The sequence below is a fragment of the Amycolatopsis sp. NPDC098790 genome, assembly GCF_044759945.1.
GTDB lineage: Bacteria > Actinomycetota > Actinomycetes > Mycobacteriales > Pseudonocardiaceae > Amycolatopsis.
The window spans coordinates 310,944-328,657 of sequence record NZ_JBIWAI010000007.1 but is presented as its reverse complement, the minus strand read 5'-3'; the positions used below and the strand labels follow the sequence as shown (position 1 = coordinate 328,657).

Here is a 17,714-nt window from a genome sequence, read left to right as displayed (position 1 = left end):
GTATCGGCGGTGTCCGACGAAAAGGCCGGAAAGGCGGTTGCCGAGCGGGCCTTGTCCACATCACGGCCCGCGTGTGGACAACCGGCTCAGCGGTGGCTGGGGGACGGCGTCGGCAGCGCGCTCGGGTGGTAGTCGGCTGCCAGGAGGAGCGGGCCTTCCTCGGCCGTCGGCGCGCGGAACGACAGGACCCAGAACGAGCCCTTCTTGCTCGGCACCACCCCGCCGCGCGCGGCCGGCAGCTCCACGCCGTCGCGGTCGGCCAGCGCGCTGACCAGGTCCGGGATCACGCCGCCCTGGCTGCACACCACCGGGGTCCCGCCGTCGCCCGCCAGCGCCAGCAGCCGCGCGACGCCCAGCACCGGGTCCGGCCAGTAGCCCTCTTCCGACAGCAGCGGCTCGTGGCGCACCTCGGTGCCGACGTCGTCGGCGACCCCGTGCACCGTCTGCACGCACCGCAGGCGCGGCGCCGAAAGCACCCGGTCCGGACCGAACAGGCCCAGCACCCGCCGCAGCGCCGACGCCTGCTTCAGGCCCGCTTCGGACAGCGGCCGCAGGTCGTCGTCGCCGGTCCACTCGTCCCGCTTGCCCGCCTTCGCGTGGCGCACCAGCAGCAGCGTCGTCAGGCCCACCGGGACCTCGCAGAAAGCGCGCAGCACGCGCACGTCTTCCTGCCGCGTCAGCAGCTTTTCCGCCGCCGTCGGTTCGAGCCAGCGCAGCTCGTCGACCTCGTCGTTCGCGGCGAACTCGCCGGACACGGCTTCGGCGCTGAAGTAGTCGACCGTCTTCGGGACCGTGCCGCCGCCGTGCCGGGCGGGCACCGGGTACGCCGTCCGGGCCAGGTAACGGCCCAGGACCGCGGCGAACCCGGTCTCCTCGCGCACTTCGCGTACGGCGGCTTCGGCGATCGTCTCGCCCGGGTCGAGTTTTCCCTTCGGCAACGACCAGTCGTCGTACCGCGGGCGGTGGACCAGGGCGACTTCCGTCACCCCTCCGGCGACGCGCCACAGCACCGCGCCGGCCGCCCGTACTTCGTGGGTCATCCGGCGGCCCCGTGCAGCTTCGCCAGTTCGAGCTGGTGGTCACGCACTCGCGAACCGTCGGCCGGGAACGGCGACCACTCGCCGCTCGCGGTCAGCACCCAGCACCGCGTCGCCGGGTCGAGCGCCGAGTCGAAGATGTTGTCGAGCTGCCGGGTCAGCTTCGGGTCCTTGACGCGCACCAGCGCCTCGATCCGCCGGTCCAGGTTGCGGTGCATCATGTCCGCGCTGCCGATCCAGTGCGTGCCGCCGGCGCGGAAGTTGAAGATCCGCGAATGCTCCAGGAACCGACCGAGGATCGACCGCACGTGGATGTTCTCCGACAGCCCCTCGACGCCGGGCTTCAGCGTGCAGATCCCGCGCACCACGATCTCGACCGGCACCCCGGCCTGCGACGCGTGGTAGAGCGCGTCGATGACCTGCTCGTCGACCAGCGAGTTGCACTTGATCCGGATGCCGGCGTCCTGCCCGGCCCGCGCCAGCTCGATCTCCTCGCCGATCGCGCGCACGATGCCGCGGCGGATGCCGTGCGGCGACGTCAGGATCGTCCGGTAGGTGTCCTGGCGCGAGTAGCCGGTCAGCACGTTGAACAGGTCCGTGACGTCGGCGCCGATGCTCGGGTCGGCGGTGAACAGGCCGATGTCCTCGTAGAGCCGCGCGGTCTTCGGGTTGTAGTTGCCGGTGCCGATGTGGCAGTAGCGGCGGATGGTCGAGCCCTCCTGCCGCACGATCATCGACACCTTGCAGTGCGTCTTCAGCCCGACCAGGCCGTAGACGACGTGCACCCCCGCGCGCTCCAGCGTCCGCGCCCAGGTGATGTTGGCCTGCTCGTCGAAGCGCGCCTTGATCTCGACCAGCGCGACGACCTGCTTGCCCGCCTCGGCGGCGTCGATCAGCGCGTCGACGATCGGCGAGTCGCCGGACGTCCGGTACAGCGTCTGCTTGATCGCGAGGACCTTCGAGTCGGCCGCCGCCTGCTCGATGAAGCGCTGCACGCTCGTGGAGAACGAGTCGTACGGGTGGTGCACGAGGACGTCACCCTCGCGCAGCGTCGCGAAAACGCTCTTCGGGGTCTCGCGCTCGCCGAACGCCGGGTGTGTCGCCGGGACGAACGGCCGGTCCTTCAGCTCCTTGCGGTCCACTCCGGACAGCTGGTGCAGGCAGGTCAGGTCCAGCAGGCCGGGCACCTCGACGACGTCCGCCGGGTCGACGTCCAGCTCGCGCAGCAGCAGCTCGAGCATGTGCTCGCTCATGTCCTGCGCGACCTCGAGGCGCACCGGCGGGCCGAACCGGCGCTGCGCCAGCTCGCGCTCGAGGGCCTGCAGGAGGTCTTCGTCACGGTCTTCGTCGACCTCGAAGTCGGCGTTGCGGGTGACGCGGAAGACGTGGTGCTCGGTGACGTCCATGCCGGTGAACAGCTCGCCGAGGTGCGCGGCGATGAGCTCTTCGAGGGGCAGGAACGTCGCCGTCCGGCTGGTGCGCTCGGTCTCGACGCGCATCAGGCGCGGCACGTTGCTCGGCACCTTCACGCGGGCGAAGCGCTCGGTGCCGCCCTCGGGATCGCGGACCGTGACGGCCAGGTTGAGCGAAAGGCCGGAAATGTACGGGAACGGGTGCGCCGGGTCGACCGCCAGCGGCGTCAGCACCGGGAAGATCTGCTCCGAGAAGTAGCTGGACAGGCGGAGCTGGTCGGCGCCGGAGAGGTCGGCCCAGCCGACGATCCGGATGTCGTGCTCGGCCAGCTGCGGGCGCAGGTGCTTCTCGAACGCGCCGGTCTGCCGCTCGACCAGGTCCTGGTTGCGCTTGGCGATGTAGTCGAGCTGCTCGCGCGGGGTGAGGCCGTCCGCGCTGCGGACCAGGAGGCCGGTCTCGTCGCGGCGCTTCAGGCCGGCGACGCGGACCATGTAGAACTCGTCCAGATTGGACGCGAAGATCGCGAGGAACTTCGTCCGTTCGAGCAGCGGCTGCGACTCGTCCTCGGCCAGCGCGAGCACGCGGGCGTTGAAGTCCTGCCAGGAGAGTTCGCGGTTGAAGTACCGGTCGTCCGGCAGCGTCTCGACGGTGGTCGGCACGGCGGTGACCGCGGGCGGCGCGGACGGGACGGCGCGGAACTCCTCGGGCGGGCGTTCGGCGGTCCGGCGGCGCCTCGTCGCGGGCGTGGCGGCCGCGGCGGTCGTCTTGCGAACCCTCGGCTTGCCGGCGGTGGCACGGGCCGCGGTGTCGCGCGCGGTGGATTTCGACGGGGTCTTCTTGGCCGTGGCGGGCTTCGCGGGGGCGGCCTTCTTCGCCGTCTCCGAAGATCCGTTCGCCGGGTTCCGTCGCCTCCGTGGTGCGGGCGTGCCGCCGTCGTCTGTGCTCACGGACCCCATTGTTCACCAAGCCACGCCGAATTGCGCAGGCCGCGGTGAAGGTCAGGTGAACAGCTCCCCGATCTTGGCGGCGGTGTGTTTCCCGACACCCAGGCTTTGGACGTGGGCGAGGTCTTCGGGGGTGTCGACGTCGCTGCGGAGGCTGGGGAGTTTTCGTCGCAGGGGTATCGCTCCGGAGGCTTCGTGAAGGCGGGCCGAACCGGGGCCGAAGTGCGGGTCGAGGGGTGCGCCGGGGGCCGAGAGCAGGAGGGTGGTGCCGGTGCCTTGGCGGTCGGCTACGAAGGCTCTTTCGGCTCCGGCTTCGGCTATCGCGTCGGTCAGGTCGATGGCGCGCAGGGCGGGGAGGTCGGCTTGGAGCGCTCCGACGACGGCGCCGGGGTCGTCTTGCCGGAGCAGGGTGGCGCCGTGGCGGAAGGCGGCGTTGAGGGTTTTTTCCTCCGGTTCGGCGACGATCTCGACTCCGAGCTCGGCGAGTTCGGCGACGGCGACGGGATCGGCGGCGACCAGCAGTACTCGCCGGACTCTCGCGGTCGAGGTGACGGCGGCGAGGGTGTCGGCGGCCAGGGCCAGGACGAGCGCCGGGTGGCGGTCCGGGGCGACGGCGCCACGCAGCCGCGACTTGCCGTCGCGGGGGTGTTTCATCGGCACGACCAGGTCCACGTCCACGTGTCCATCTTTACCCGAAACGGCGGGGTGGTGTCGGCGGGAGGGGCGGGTTGTCCACAGGTGACGGGGGTTGTGGACAAGTCGGGGGTGGGGGGTTGGTTGGAGGGGGTTTCGGTCGGTGGGGGTCGATACGCTTTGTACGGGGTGGCCCCCAGGGAGGGTGGGCTCTGGTTGGTGGGGGTGTTGGGCTGCTGCGCAGGGGATTGGGCTGGGTTTGCGGCTGGCGGTTGCCGGGCAGGCCTCGAGCAGGGTGGGACGCGGCTCTGGCTGGGCTGGGCTGGGCGGGGCTCCGAGCCGGGTGAGTCGCGGCCCTGGTCGGGCTGGGCGGGCATGAGCTGGGTGGGTCGCGGCGCCGGCTGGGTAGGGCGGCCGGGCCAGTCGCGGCTCTGGCTGGGCCTGGCGAGTCGTAGCTCCCGCTGGCGGGGCGTAAGCCGGGTGGGTCGCGGCTCTGGCTGGGCTGGGCGGGCATGAGCCAGGTGAATCGCGGCGCCGGCTGGGCAAGGCGGCGAGCCGGACCAGTCGCGGCCCTGGCTGGGCCTGGCGAGTCGCAGCTCCCGCCGGCCGGGCGGAGTAGGAACCGGCGAGCAGCTCTGGCTGGGCCAGGCAGGCCGCGAGCCACCAACCGGCTCCCGACTGGCCGCCCCTCCGAAACCCCGCCATCGGAGCCCACCCCGGACACGCCCCGAGCACCCCCGACCACCTCGATCATCACCCAAGGACACCCTCCCTGGACCGCCCCGACCCCGGCGCGGCAGGATCTGAGGGCATCGACGTGGAGGAGGAGATCGTGGCCCGGCGTGAGAAGGGCGGCTTCTGGGTGGGGCTGGCCGCCGTACTGTTCTACCCGCTCACCGGCATTGCCCGGCGGGTCTACGTCGGGGCCGAGAAGATCCCTCGGCAGGGGCCCGCGCTGCTCGTCATGAACCACATCTCGCACCTGGACCCCGTCGTCGACGCCGTCTTCGTGCACCGGCAGAAGCGCGTCCCGCGGTTCCTCTACAAGGAGAGCCTGCAGCGCGCGCCGATCCTCGGGCCGATCGTCTCCGGGTCCGGGCAAATCCCCGTCTCGCGCGGGTCCGCCGCCGCCGGGGACAGCCTCAAGGCCGCCCACCAGGCCCTCGAAGAAGGCAAGATCGTCGTCATCTACCCCGAGGGCACCATCACCAAGGACCCCGCCGGCTGGCCGAAGGAGTCCTTCACCGGCGCCGCCCGGCTCGCGCTGCAGAACGACGTCCCCGTGATCCCGATCGCGCGCTGGGGCACCAACCACCTCTTCAACGGCTACACCAAGAAGTTCACGCCCTTCCCGCGCAAGACGATCACCCACTCCGTCGGCGACCCGCTCGACCTCTCCGCCTACCGCGGCGGCAACACCCGCAGCGCGTCGAAGCTGCGCGAGGTCACCAAGGTCATGATGGACGAGGTGACCCGCCTGCTCGGCGAGATCCGCCACGAAGAACCGCCGTCGGCGAAGCCGGGGGACCCCGCCTGATGCGCGCCGACGTCCAGCGGGTCACCGTGCTCGGGGCCGGCTCGTGGGGCACCGCCTTCGCGAAGGTGCTCGGCGACGCCGGCCGCGACGTCACCGTGTGGGCGCGCCGCGAGCAGGTCGCCGAGGACATCCGCGAGCGGCACGTCAACAGCGCCTACCTCCCCGGGATCGAGCTGCCCGGGACGATCACCGCGACCAGCGACCCCGAGAAGGCCCTCGACGGCGCCCAGGCCGTCGTGCTCGCCGTTCCCAGCCAGAGCCTGCGCGCGAACCTCACGGAATGGCGCCCCCTGCTGCCGTCCGACGCGATCCTCGTCAGCCTCGCCAAGGGCGTCGAACTCGGCACGCTGAAGCGGATGAGCGAGGTCATCGGGGAGATCGTCGGGATCGACGCCGGCGACGTCGTCGTCGTCACCGGGCCGAACCTGGCCAAGGAGATCGCCGCCGGGCAGCCGTCGGCTTCGGTGCTCGCCTGCGCCGACCACGAACGCGCCGTCGCGATCCAGCGGGCCTGCGCCAACTCCTACTTCCGCCCGTACACCAACACCGACGTCGTCGGCTGCGAACTCGGCGGCGCCTGCAAGAACGTCATCGCGCTCAGCACCGGCATGGCCGCCGGCCTGGGCCTCGGCACCAACACGATGGCGACGCTCATCACGCGCGGCCTCGCCGAAATGGCGCGACTCGGCGCGAAACTGGGCGCCGACCCGCTGACGTTCGCCGGGCTGGCCGGCGTCGGCGACCTGGTCGCGACGTGCTCGTCGCCCCTTTCGCGCAACCGGACCTTCGGCGAGCGCCTCGGCCGCGGCGAGACCCTCGAACAGGCGCAGGCCGCGGGCGGCGGACAGGTCGCCGAAGGCGTCATGTCGTGCTCGTCGATCCGGGCGCTGGCGCTGAGCCTCGGTGTCGACATGCCGATCACCGACGCGATGCACCGCGTCTGCCACGAGGGCGTCGACCCGCGGCGGGCGGGCGCGGAGCTGCTGGGCAGGTCGCAGAAGCACGAGTGGTCCTGAGGAACGGCCTTCTTCCCGCCTGCTGAGACGTCTTGACCGGTCCCGGGGTGCCTGCGACCCTGGTGGCATGTTCGCGCACGGACTGACTGAGCAGCGGGGTACCTCGTACCTCTGCGCCGTCATGTGCGCGTGTCGCTGTTGTCGGTGAACCCCGCCCCGGCCCAGCTCGACACCCTTTTCTCCCGTGAGGACCCTCATGTTCGCCGTTCCGGACAACACCCTGCTGCGTCCCGAGAACCCCGCGCTGCGCCACCCGGTGCGCGTCGCGCTGGAGGTCGCCGCCGACCGCGACCGCTGGAAGCACCTGCTGCGCTACGACCCCGAAGAGCGCTTCGCGACGCTCGTCGAGAAGGACGAGCAGCAGGAGGTCTGGCTGATGAGCTGGCTGCCCGGCCAGCGCACCGACCTGCACGACCACGCGTTCGCCAGCGGCGCGTTCACGCTGGTCAGCGGCCGGTTGGCGGAGGCGGTGGCCCGTCGCGCGCCCGGCGGCCGCGCGGTCACCGAGCTGCACGCGCTGTCGGCGGGGCAGTCGCGGGTGTTCGGCCCGGGGTACGTGCACGAGGTGCGCAACGACGGCCCGGACCCGGCGATCTCGGTCCACGTCTACCGCGACGCCGAGCGCGAGATGCGTCCGTACCACCTGGACCCGCTGGGCGGCCCGGTCCTGGACTGAACCGCTAGTCGAGGTCGCCGCGGGCGCGGAACTCGCGTTCGATCGTCTCGCGGTCGGCACCTGACGCCAGCAGCGTGTGCAGCAGGATCCGGGACTTGCGCGCGTCGAGCCAGCCGGCCATCGTCGCGCCCATCGCGATCAGGCTCGACTCCGATCCGTGGAAGCCGTACGTCGACCGCAGCGTCGGGCCCGCGCCCGTCCGCGAAGCGACCACCACCGGCACGTCGGAGACCAGCCGCGAGATCACGTCGGCCGTGCCGGACGACACGTGTCCCGCGCCGGTCGCCGCGACCACGATCCCGCGCACGTCCGGCTGGGTGGCCGCGTGCGCGAGCACCGCGCCCGAGTCGTCCAGGCCGGCTTCGACCACCGGGACCAGCCCGCCGAAGTCCTCGCCGCGCAAAGGCGCGAGCCGCGGCGGTGACGGGTGGAACCAGTGCACCGCGTGCTCGACGACCATCCCGAGCGGACCCGCCGGCGCCGACGAAAACGCTTCCAGGTGGCTCGAATGCGCCTTCCGCACCCAACGCGCCGCGTGGACGTCGTCGTTCAGCGTCACCAGGACTCCTCGGCCGCGGCCGCGCGGGTCGGCTGCCACGGTCAGCGCGTTCCGCAGGTTCGCCGGGCCGTCCGGGCTGAGCAGGCCCGCGTTGCGCATCGCCCCGGTGACCACCAGCGGGACGTCCGACGGCCAGACCAGCTCCAGGAAGTACGCCGTCTCCTCCAGGGTGTCCGTGCCCTGGACGACGACGAACCCGTCGGCGTCCTGCCGCAGTCCCCAGTCGCGGCACCGCAGCAGCGTCGCGAAGTCCAGCGACGCGCTGCCGACGCCGGCCAGCGTCTCGGCCAGGACGTCCATCGGCAGGTCGCCGAGGCCGCCGAGCAGGTCGGCCGCGCCGAGCCGGGGCACCGCACCGCCGGAACCGGGGACCGGGGCCATGGAGATGGTTCCGCCGAGCGTGGCGACCGCGATCAAGGGCATCCGCCCACCCTATTCAGCCGGCCTTGGGTGGCGCGGTGGGCTTCGGTGGTCGCCGGTCTGCCGAGCTCATCACGGCACTGCCGGACAACGGCCTGACGTCACGGCGTCGCGGCTCGCTCGGCGGCGCTGCGCAGCACGCAGAACTCGTTGCCCTCGGGGTCGGCGAGCACGGCCCAGCCCCTGCCGTCCGGCTTGCGGAGGTCGTTCACCAGCGTGGCGCCCAGTGCGAGGATGCGCTCGACCTCCTCGTCGCGCGGGATGTCCGGCTGGAGGCACACGTGCAGCCGGTTCTTCACCGTCTTCGGCTCGGGCACCCGCAGGAACAGCAGGTCGATGCCGCCGTCGAGCTCGATGCCGCACTCGTCGTCGCCGGGCTGGTCTTCGTCGGGCACCGGCTTTCCGGTGACCTGGCTCCAGAACCGGCAGAGCTGGTAGGGGTCGGCGCAGTCGACGGACACGTGCAGGACGGATGACGGCATGGCTCTCCTCGGGTCGGCTGGCCCCGAGTCTGGCCGAGCCGCGGCGCGACGGCGACCGATTTCAGGACGCCAGCGCCAAGCCCGCCGTCCGGTGCACGCGGCGGCTGTCGTCGACGATGAGGATCTCGCAGTCCGGCCGGTCGGCCGCCCACGTGATGCCCTCGGCGCCCATCGCGAACGCCGCCGTCGCCAGCGCGTCCGCCGTGACGAGGTCGCGGGCCATGACGGTGACGCTCATCAGCCCGGTCGCCGGCGCGCCCGAGCGGCCGTCGAGGATGTGCGAGCCGCGCTCGTAGGCCGCCGACGTCGCGATGGCGCCGTCGCGCGACTCCAGCACCGCGCACACGGCCAGGGGCTGCTCGGGGTGGCGCACGCCGACCCGCCAGGCGCGTCCCGGGTGCGGCTCGCCGGCGGTGACGACGTCGCCGCCGGCGTTGAGGCAGAACGTCGTCGCGCCCTCGGCCTTGAGCATGTCGGCCGCGCGCTGCACCGCCCAGCCCTTCACGACCGCGCACGGGTCGAGGCCGCGGCCGGGCAGCCGCGCGCGGAACGCGCCGCCGGAAAGCTGTTCGTAGTACGCGCAGAGCTCCAGCACCTCGAGGAGGTCGTCGCTCAGCGCGTCCGCCGTCAGCTCGCCGCGGTCGTAGCGGCTGACTTCGCTGTCCTCCTTGAAGGGACTGAACTTCGCGTCCACGTCCCGGAACCAGGCGAACACCTCGTCGACGATCTCGGCGAAATCACCTTCGTCGCGGAGGTCGAGGGAGATCGGCAGGCCCATCACCTGCTCCACGCGCGTGGTCATCTGCTGCCCCGGGCGTCGATGGCCGCCTGCAGCGACGTCTTGTAGGACTCGCTCGTCTCGGTCGCCCCGGTGATCGTATCGATGTCCGCGCTCTGGGCCTTCACCGCTTCCTCCTGCAGGCGCGGCAACGCGGTGAGCGCGCGGCCGTCGTCCGGGGCCTGCAGCAGCGTGACCGCGACCAGCCGCGAGCCGGTGAACGTGACCTGCACCTGCACGGTGCCGTACTTGCTGGACTCCGGGGTGCCCTGGGTGGTCACCGTCGCGTTCGCACTGTCCGGAGTGGACGGAGCGGCCGGAGTGGCGGTCGACGTCGAGGACGGCGGACCGGCCGATGTGGACGGTGCGCTGGTGCTGGGCGGCGCCTGCGCGACGGAGGCGGTGTTCTGCACCGGCCCCGGCTCGAACCGCCAGACCGCGATGAACCCCGCGACCGACAGCGCGACGACGAAGATCGTCTTCTTCACTGGGAACTCCCCCTAGGCCGCGAGGCTGAAGCGTTCGGCGTGGACCTGGGTCTTCGGCACCTTCAGCTCGCGCAGGCTGCGCAGCACGGCCGACGTCATCCCCGGCGGGCCGCAGACGAACACGTCCCGCTCGTGCACGTCCGGCACCATCATGTGCAGGTTCGCCGGCCCGAGCATCGCCCCGCGCGGGCCGACCGCCTGGTCCGGTCCGGTGAGGACGCTGACGACGGCGCCGCGGGCCTTGGCCAGCCCGTTCAGCTCGGGCAGCAGCACCGCGTCGGCCTGCGTACGCACCCGGTAGAGCACGACGACGTGGCCGTCGATGTCCTCCAGCAGCGCGCGGATCGGCGTGATGCCGACGCCGCCCGCCACGAGCAGCGCGTTGGGCCGCTGCTGGTGGATCGTGGTGAACGCGCCGTACGGGCCTTCGGCGAACACCCGCGTCCCGACGCGCAGGTTGCGCAGCGACGCGCTGGCGTCGCCGAGCGCCTTCGCGGTCAACCGCAGCGTGCGGCCGTCGGGCGCGGCCGACAGCGAGAACGGGTTGGCCTGGTACCAGCGGTCCTTCGTGAGGAAGCGCCACAGGAAGAACTGGCCCGCCCTGGCCGGCATCTTGTCGAGGTGCTTGCCGGTCATGTAGACGGAAACCACGTCCGGGGCCTCGGAAACGACCGCGGTCACGCGCAGCTGGTGGCGCACGTTGCGCCACAGCGGGAGCACGACGCGCCCGGCGAGCACGGCGGCACCGGCGCCGAGCCAGAGCGCCCACCAATAGGTCTTCGCCGTTTCCGAACCGGCGAACGACTGGCCCAGCGCGATCTGGTGGGTGAACGCGAGCAGCACCGCGGCGTAGGTGTAGAGGTGGATGAAGTGCCACGTCTCGTACGCCAGCCGCTTGCGCGCGAACTTCGCCGAAGCCGCGCCGACGATCAGGATCACCGCGAACGCGACCAGCGCCCGCAGGATGCCTTCGAGCGTGTTGGCCATCTCGACCAGCTCGTCGACGACGCCCTTGCTCGTCACTTCCGCGTAGCCGAACGCGATGAACACCAGGTGCGCCAGCAGCGTCCACAGGATCGTGAAGCCGGTCCAGCGGTGCCACGTCGTGAGCCGGTCCATGCCGATCCGCCGGTCCAGCCAGGGCAGCCGCGCGACGAGCAGCAGCTGGACCGCCATCGCCAGCGCGCCGTACATGCCGGCGAGCCGCCCGATGCTGATCAGCACGTTCTGCGACAGGCCGGCCTGCGCGAACAGCGCGGTGACGGCCGCCACGTTGGCGCCCAGGAAGAGGAAGAGGCCGGATTTCGCGGCGATCCGGGGGCGGATCGCCGGGCGCGTGGCCTCGGCGGTCTGCGTCATGCTGGTCACACGGATCCCCTTCGGTTTCGGTTCACGAAGGCCAGCCTCGCCACGGACCCTGTGGCGAGTCTGGGTACCGGCTGTCGGAATCCTGTCGGCCCGCGCCACCGGTCGCCGGGCGCACGGGCGCCGGGAGAAGATGGGGTGGTGGAACCCGCCGAACCCGTGCGCCTGCTCGTCGTCGACGACGAGCCGCACATCGCCGACCTCGTCGCCACCGTCGCCCGGTACGAGGGCTGGCAGGCGGTCACGGCCGGGTCCGGGAAGGCCGCGCTCAGCCAGGCCGCGGAGTTCGGGCCGGACATCGTCGTGCTCGACCTGATGCTGCCCGACCTGGACGGCTTCACCGTGCTCGACCGCCTCCGCGAGAACGGCAGCGCGGTCCCCGTGGTCTTCCTCACGGCCAAGGACGCGACGGCCGACCGGGTCGCCGGGCTCACCCGCGGGGGTGACGACTACCTGGTGAAACCGTTTTCCGTCGAGGAGCTGATGGCCCGGCTGCGGGCGGTGCTGCGGCGCAGCACCGGCGTCACGCACCAGGTGGCGGCGCGCCCGGCCGTGCTGCGCGTCGGGGACCTGACACTGGACGAGGACACCCGCGAGGTCCGGCGCGGCGACGTCCTCGCCGAGCTGACCCCGACCGAGTACGAGCTGCTGCGCTACCTCATGCGCCGGTCGCCGTCGGTGCTGACGAAGGCGCAGATCCTCGACCACGTCTGGGAGTACGACTTCGGCGGGCGGTCCAATGTGGTCGAACTGGTCATCTCGCACCTGCGGCGCAAGGTCGACGCGGGCGACGGCGAACCGCTGATCCACACCGTGCGCGGCGTCGGGTACGTCGTGCGCCAGGCCAACCGGTGAAGGCGTTCTTCCGCCGGTGGTACGGGGCCTGGCAGCGCACGCGGCTGGGCACCCGGATCACGCTCGGCCTCGGTGCGCTCGCGCTGGTCGTGTTCGCGGCGGTCGGCGTCACGATGGTCGGGATCATGCACGGCTACCTCGACCGGCGGCTCGACGAGCAGCTGTCCAAGAGCCAGAACACCCAGCTGCCGCAGCTGCGCGAGACGCACGGTTCGCCGCAGTCGGTCTACTCGTGGTACTCGGCGCTGTACAAGGTGCGCGACGGCGTCGCGACGCCCGAGCCGGGCGGCCAGCTGCCCGGCGACGCCAAGCCGCTGGCGAAGATCGCCGCCGACGCGGCCGACGGCGACGTCACGCGCACCATCTACCTGCACGACGACGGGCCGTACCGGGTGCGCGCGTGCCCGGTCGACAACGGGTCGGTGCTGCTGTCGGCCGCGCCGCAGAAGGACCTCGACGGGACCGTTCAGCAGCTGATCTGGGTCGAGGTCGGCGCGTTCACGTTCGCGCTGGCCGTGCTGGTGGTCGTCGGGCGGCTGGTGCTGCGCCGCGGCCTGCGCCCGCTGGCCGACATGGCGGGCACGGCGCACGACATCGCGTCGCACGACCTGACGGCGAACGCCGACCTGCCGGTGCGCGCGGCGGGCACCGGCGGCGGCGCCGAGGTCGAGGAGCTGCGGACGGCGTTCAACGTGATGCTCGCGCACATCGACACGTCGCTGGCGGCGAAGACCGAGGCGAACGAGCGGCTGCGCCGGTTCGTCGCGGACGCCTCCCACGAGCTGCGCACGCCGCTGACGTCGATCCGGGGCTACGCCGACCTCTTCCGCTACGCGGCGGCGAACGAGCCGGAGGAACGGGAAGCGCACCTGGCGAAGATCCGTTCGGAGACGGCCCGGATGAGCGTCCTGGTCGACGACCTGCTGCTGCTGGCCCGGCTCGACGCTCGGGCCGCCGAGACGCCGTTGCGGCCCGAGCGCGTCGACCTGGCGGAGCTGGCCGGCGACGCGGCGGACGCGTTCACCGCGGGGCGGCCCGATCATCCGCTGACCTCGTCACTCGCGCCGGCTTTCGTCAACGCCGACCCGCTGCGGCTGCGGCAGGTGTTCGACAACCTGCTGGCCAACGCCGCCGTGCACACCCCGCCCGGAACCGCGGTGCACGTGTCGGTGGCTCTTGACGGTCCTGACGCGGTGGTGCGGGTCAGCGACGCCGGGCCCGGGATCGCTCCGGCCGATCAGGAGCGGATCTTCGACCGGTTCTTCCGCGTGGACGACTCGCGCACCCGCGGCAACGGCGGCACTGGGCTCGGGTTGTCGGTGGTCCAGTCCCTGGTGACGGCGCACGGCGGGACGGTCACGGTGTCCTCGGAGCCGGGCCGGACGACGTTCACGGTCAGGTTGCCGCTCGCTCGGTGACGTGCGCCGGCGTGGTCCAGCCAGGGGAGAGGTCTTCCGACGGCTCGGGCGCGCCGAAGATCGTCCTCACCGGGAGCACTCCGGCCCAGGCTTTGTCGGCTTCGAGGTCTTCCGGTTCGTCGTCCGGGCCCTCGGCGCGCATCTTCACCGATGCTTCCGCGAGGTCGAGCGCGAGGACGCTCACCGCGGCGAACTCCTTCGCGTTCACCTCGCGCGCGTGCTCCCACGAGCCCGGCGCGAGGTGGTCGGTGAGCACCTTGAGACCGTGCATCTTCGCCTCGGGGTCGGTGACCGCCTTCGCCTTCCCGAAGATCACCGCGCTGCGGTAGTTCATCGAGTGGTTGTTCACCGAGCGCGAGTAGACGATGCCGTCGAGGAGCGTCACGGTGACGCAGACGTCGAGGTCCTGCGATGCCGTGCGCAGGCTCGACGCGCCGGTGGAGCCGTGCAGGTAGAGCGTGTCGCCGTCGCGGCCGTAGCCGGTCGGCAGGACCATCGGCGCGCCGTCGCGGACGATGCCGAGGTGGCAGATCAGGCCCTCGTCGAGGACGGCGTGCAGCGCCGAGCGGTCGGTCATGGCGCGGTGCTTCTTGCGGCCGAGCGTGGTGCGGGGCGTGGTGGACAGCATGCGACCAGCGTCTCGTGCTTCAGTGGCCTGGGGAAACGGCCACTTCTCGTACACTTGGGAAGTCCACTCGAGGAGGCTCCCATGACCCACGCCGACACCGCGCTCCCGGTGAGCCTCGACCGTGCGGCGGTGACGCCGCTGGCCGTCCAGCTCGCGGACGCGTTGCGCGAAGCCGCCGCGACCGGGCACCTGCGCGGCGGCGACCGGCTGCCGTCGACGAGGGCGCTGGCTGGCCGGCTGGGGGTGAGCCGCACGGTGACGTCGGCGGCGTACGAGCAGCTGCACGCGGAGGGCTGGATCGCCGGGCGCCACGGCTCCGGCACGTACGTGACGATGCCACCGTCCTTTTCGGCTTCGGAGGTGCCGGCGCCCGCGGTCCCGGCGCCCGAGGCGTCCGCGTCGCCGCTGCTCGACCTCGGGCCGGGAACGCCGTGGGCGGCCGGGCTGGACCGAGCGGCCTGGCGCCGCGCGTGGCGGGCCGCGGCCGACCCGGATCCCCTGGTCCGCGCGCACCGGGCGGGGCTGCCGGAGTACCGCGCGGCGGTGTCGGAGCACCTGCTGCGCCACCGCGGGCTGGCGGCGGGCTCGGTGCTGGCAACGGGCGGCACGACAGCGGCGGTGGTCGAGCTGGCCGCGGCGGTCCTGGAGCGCGGCGACGTCGTCGCGGTGGAGGAGCCGGGCTACCAGCGCGCGGTGCAGGCGTTCCGCCGTGCGGGCATGCGGGTGGTGGGCGTACCGGTGGACGACGAGGGGTTGCGGCCTTCCGCGATCCCGCCGGGCACGCGGGCGGTGTACTGCTCACCGGCGCACCAGTACCCGATGGGCAGCCGCCTCTCGGCGGCGCGGCGGGTATCGCTGGTGGAGCTGGCGCGGTCGTCGTCGATGTTGGTCATCGAGGACGACTACGACGGCGAGTTGCGCTTCGACGTGGCGCCGTTGCCGATGCTGGCTTCGCTGGCACCGGACGTGGTGGTGCACTTGGGGACGACGTCGAAGATCTTGACGCCGACGCTGGGGGCGGGCTGGATGGTGGCCCCGGAGGCGATCACTTCGGCGGTTTTGGCGTACCGGGATTCGACCGGGACGCGACCGTCGCCTGCTGGGCAGCGGGTGTTGTACGAGTTCGCGCGGAACGGGGACTTGGGGCGGCACTTGCGGAAGCTGCGTCGCGAGATGGCGGAGAGGCGGACGTTGCTGGCGGGATCGTTGTCGTCGGCGGGAATTCCGGTTCGCGGCGACGACGCGGGGGCGCATTTGGTGGTGCCGTTTTCTTCGGCTGCGGTGGAGGCGTCGGTGATCGCTTCGGCCGAGCGGCGGGGGATTCGGTTGGACGGGTTGGCTCGGCATTTCGCGGGGGAGCCTTCCGCGCATGGGGTGGCGATCGGGTATGCGGGGTGTTCGCGGGAGGCTTTGGTGGCCGCTTTGCCGGCGCTGGTGTCTTTGCTGCGCGGAGAGTCCATCTCGTAGGAAGCGATGCGCCGGGCTGTCGAGGTGGTGTCTTTGCCGCGGTGGGGTTTCCGCGGCCTGTGGATGGGACTGGCTGTTGTCCACAGTCGTGCCGTGATGTGGACAAGTCCGGTCTCGGCGGTGCTTTTTCGCGGTTTTGTGGGGGTTGGCGGCGATACGCTCAATCCGGTGGAGGTTCCCCCTGGGAGGGCGGGGTCTGTCTCGGTGTGGCGGAGGGGCGTGGCGTGGGCTTGGCGTGCTTGGCGTGGCGGGCCGGTGTCGGTGTCGGTGTCGTGAGGAGTTTGGCGTGGCGGGGCCGGTCTCGGCGTGGCGCGGCGGGCGGCTTGCCGCTGGGTGAACGGCTCGGCAAACGTCCTGAATGAGTCATTCAGGTCTTCGGAGGTCCTGAATGACTCATTCAAGACGTTTGGCGGGACCGCCGGCCATGCCACCGCGGACTTTGCCGGGATCCTGGCGGGGCGGGGGCAGTCTCGGTATGGCGGGGGCGGTCGACTCGTGGTGAAAGACCCGTTCATTGCGCCGGATGGCATGAACGACTCTTTCATGCCATCCGGACCGGCGAACCGCGCCCACTGGGGACCGGCGAACCGCGCCCACTGGGGACCGGCGAACCGCGCCCACTGGGGACCGGCGAACCGCGCCCACTGGGGACCGGCCAACCGAGCCCACCGGGCACCGGCGAACCGGCCCCATCGGCACCGGCGAACCGCGCCCACTGGGGACCGGCCAACCGAGCCCACCGGGCACCGGCGAACCAGCCCCACCGGCACCGGCGACCCGGGCCCACCAGGCCCCACGACCTACCGGACGTCCCACCCCCTCGCCGGTTGCGTTCACCGCCCCACCCCCGCCGCCCGCCGCACCGGGGTCGGCTGTTCGGCGAGGTCACCGGGTACGGTGGCTCACCATGAGCGAGAAACTCCGGGTCGCGGTCGTGTTCGGTGGGCGCAGCAGTGAGCACACCATCTCGTGCCTGTCCGCGGGCAGCGTCCTGGGGAACCTCGACCCCGAGCGCTTCGAGGCCGTGCCCGTGGGGATCACCCGGGAAGGCCGGTGGGTGCTCGGCACCGGAGCGCAGCTCGCCATCCGCGGGCGCGAACTGCCGTCGGTCGACGACGGCAAGGGCCTCGTCCTCGCCGGGGATCCCTCCAGCCGGGGGCTCGTCGCCGTCGAAGCCGGGCGGGAAAGCGAGCTGCTCTCCCAAGTCGACGTCGTCTTCCCCGTTCTGCACGGCGCCTTCGGCGAAGACGGCACCATCCAGGGCCTGCTCGAACTCGCCGGCATCCCGTACGTCGGCCCCGGCGTGCTCGCCAGCGCCGCCGCCATGGACAAGGAAACCGCGAAGAAACTCCTTGCCGCCGAAGGGCTTCCGGTCGGGACCTTCGCCGCGCTCAAGCGGGGGCAGTCCACTTTGGACGACGCGGACAAAGCCAAGCTCGGCCTGCCCGTCTTCGTCAAGCCCTCGCGCGCCGGCTCGTCGGTCGGGATCAGCCGCGTGACGACGTGGGACGACCTCGACGCCGCCATCGAGCTGGCCCGCGCCACCGATCCCAAGGTGCTCGTCGAGGCCGCCGTCGTCGGGCGGGAGGTCGAATGCGGGGTCCTCGAGTTCCCGGACGGGCACGTCGAAGCCTCGCTGCCCGCCGAGATCCGCGTCCTGTCCGAAGACGAAAACGCTTGGTACGACTTCGAAACCAAGTACCTCGGCGACGACGCCGAACTGGACATCCCGGCCAAGCTCGACGACGCCCTCACCGAGAAGCTCCGCGCCATGGCGGTGAAGGCCTTCCACGCGCTCGACTGCCAGGGCCTCGCCCGCGTCGACTTCTTCGTCGGCGCCGACGGCGAGCTCACCATCAACGAGGTCAACACCATGCCCGGCTTCACGACGAAGTCCGCCTACCCGAAGATGTGGGAGGTCACCGGCGTGGACTACGCGACGCTGCTGACCACGCTCATCGACACGGCGATCGCCCGCGGCACCGGCCTCCGCTAACG

The 17,714-nt window shown here is 71.9% G+C and carries 16 protein-coding genes; 7 read left to right on the top strand and 9 right to left on the bottom strand.

The window, feature by feature from the left end; translation table 11 throughout:
• Positions 1 to 86: 86 nt before the first annotated feature.
• Genes ACIQWX_RS42350 through cofC form a run of 3 tightly spaced genes read right to left on the bottom strand, consistent with a single transcriptional unit; the run spans position 87 to position 4,072 of the window.
• Positions 87 to 1,040, bottom strand: a complete 954-nt coding sequence (locus ACIQWX_RS42350) for an NUDIX domain-containing protein (protein ID WP_400883945.1) — start codon at positions 1,038 to 1,040, stop codon at positions 87 to 89.
• Positions 1,037 to 3,406 carry an RNA degradosome polyphosphate kinase gene (locus tag ACIQWX_RS42345; RefSeq protein WP_400883942.1) on the bottom strand — a complete coding sequence of 790 codons (2,370 nt, stop codon included), beginning with the start codon at positions 3,404 to 3,406 and terminating at the stop codon, positions 1,037 to 1,039. Before ACIQWX_RS42345 ends, ACIQWX_RS42350 begins: the two co-directional genes overlap by 4 nt.
• A 42-nt stretch (positions 3,407 to 3,448) precedes the next feature.
• Positions 3,449 to 4,072, bottom strand: a complete 624-nt coding sequence (cofC, locus tag ACIQWX_RS42340) for a 2-phospho-L-lactate guanylyltransferase (RefSeq protein WP_400883939.1) — start codon at positions 4,070 to 4,072, stop codon at positions 3,449 to 3,451.
• Positions 4,073 to 4,844: 772 nt separating this feature from the next.
• Here cofC and ACIQWX_RS42335 point away from each other — a divergent pair.
• From ACIQWX_RS42335 to ACIQWX_RS42325, 3 genes are all read left to right on the top strand, one after another.
• Positions 4,845 to 5,564, top strand: coding sequence for a lysophospholipid acyltransferase family protein (locus ACIQWX_RS42335; protein WP_400883936.1), 720 nt, complete (start codon positions 4,845 to 4,847; stop codon positions 5,562 to 5,564).
• Positions 5,564 to 6,580 (top strand): NAD(P)H-dependent glycerol-3-phosphate dehydrogenase, encoded by a 1,017-nt coding sequence (locus tag ACIQWX_RS42330; protein ID WP_400883933.1) that lies wholly within the window; start codon positions 5,564 to 5,566, stop codon positions 6,578 to 6,580. The genes ACIQWX_RS42335 and ACIQWX_RS42330 overlap by 1 nt, the downstream gene beginning before the upstream one ends.
• Positions 6,581 to 6,776: 196 nt before the next feature.
• On the top strand, positions 6,777 to 7,256 hold the full coding sequence (locus tag ACIQWX_RS42325; protein WP_400884344.1) for a cysteine dioxygenase: 480 nt from the start codon (positions 6,777 to 6,779) through the stop codon (positions 7,254 to 7,256).
• 4 nt (positions 7,257 to 7,260) lie between these two features.
• Here ACIQWX_RS42325 and ACIQWX_RS42320 read toward each other — a convergent pair whose 3' ends face one another.
• The 5 genes from ACIQWX_RS42320 to ACIQWX_RS42300 form a co-directional block, all read right to left on the bottom strand.
• The gene (locus ACIQWX_RS42320) at positions 7,261 to 8,238 is read right to left on the bottom strand and encodes an asparaginase (protein WP_400883930.1); all 978 of its coding nucleotides are present in this window, start codon (positions 8,236 to 8,238) and stop codon (positions 7,261 to 7,263) included.
• A 98-nt stretch (positions 8,239 to 8,336) separates the two neighbouring features.
• A complete protein-coding gene (locus ACIQWX_RS42315) occupies positions 8,337 to 8,717 on the bottom strand; it encodes a VOC family protein (RefSeq protein ID WP_400883927.1) in 381 nt (126 codons plus the stop codon).
• Between the two features lie 61 nt (positions 8,718 to 8,778).
• The gene (locus ACIQWX_RS42310; protein WP_400883924.1) at positions 8,779 to 9,519 is read right to left on the bottom strand and encodes an FAD:protein FMN transferase; all 741 of its coding nucleotides are present in this window, start codon (positions 9,517 to 9,519) and stop codon (positions 8,779 to 8,781) included.
• Complete coding sequence (locus tag ACIQWX_RS42305) at positions 9,516 to 9,983, bottom strand: FMN-binding protein (protein WP_400883921.1); 468 nt, start codon at positions 9,981 to 9,983, stop codon at positions 9,516 to 9,518. The genes ACIQWX_RS42310 and ACIQWX_RS42305 overlap by 4 nt, the downstream gene beginning before the upstream one ends.
• Positions 9,984 to 9,995: 12 nt before the next feature.
• On the bottom strand, positions 9,996 to 11,342 hold the full coding sequence (locus ACIQWX_RS42300; RefSeq protein ID WP_400884342.1) for a ferric reductase-like transmembrane domain-containing protein: 1,347 nt from the start codon (positions 11,340 to 11,342) through the stop codon (positions 9,996 to 9,998).
• 147 nt (positions 11,343 to 11,489) lie between these two features.
• On the opposite strand from ACIQWX_RS42300, the gene ACIQWX_RS42295 reads away from it, so the two are divergent.
• The gene (locus tag ACIQWX_RS42295) at positions 11,490 to 12,203 is read left to right on the top strand and encodes a response regulator transcription factor (RefSeq protein ID WP_400883917.1); all 714 of its coding nucleotides are present in this window, start codon (positions 11,490 to 11,492) and stop codon (positions 12,201 to 12,203) included.
• The gene (locus ACIQWX_RS42290; protein ID WP_400883914.1) at positions 12,200 to 13,621 is read left to right on the top strand and encodes a sensor histidine kinase; all 1,422 of its coding nucleotides are present in this window, start codon (positions 12,200 to 12,202) and stop codon (positions 13,619 to 13,621) included. Before ACIQWX_RS42295 ends, ACIQWX_RS42290 begins: the two co-directional genes overlap by 4 nt.
• On the opposite strand, the gene ACIQWX_RS42285 is transcribed toward ACIQWX_RS42290, so the two are convergent.
• Positions 13,599 to 14,249, bottom strand: coding sequence for a pyridoxamine 5'-phosphate oxidase family protein (locus ACIQWX_RS42285; protein WP_400883911.1), 651 nt, complete (start codon positions 14,247 to 14,249; stop codon positions 13,599 to 13,601). The genes ACIQWX_RS42290 and ACIQWX_RS42285 overlap by 23 nt on opposite strands.
• Positions 14,250 to 14,330: 81 nt before the next feature.
• Between ACIQWX_RS42285 and ACIQWX_RS42280 the strand changes: the two genes are divergently transcribed.
• Both ACIQWX_RS42280 and ACIQWX_RS42275 read left to right on the top strand, forming a co-directional pair.
• Positions 14,331 to 15,716, top strand: a complete 1,386-nt coding sequence (locus ACIQWX_RS42280; protein ID WP_400883908.1) for a PLP-dependent aminotransferase family protein — start codon at positions 14,331 to 14,333, stop codon at positions 15,714 to 15,716.
• Positions 15,717 to 16,623: 907 nt separating this feature from the next.
• Entirely contained in the window at positions 16,624 to 17,712 is a 1,089-nt protein-coding gene (locus ACIQWX_RS42275; RefSeq protein WP_400883906.1) for a D-alanine--D-alanine ligase family protein, read from the top strand.
• Positions 17,713 to 17,714 lie beyond the last annotated feature (2 nt).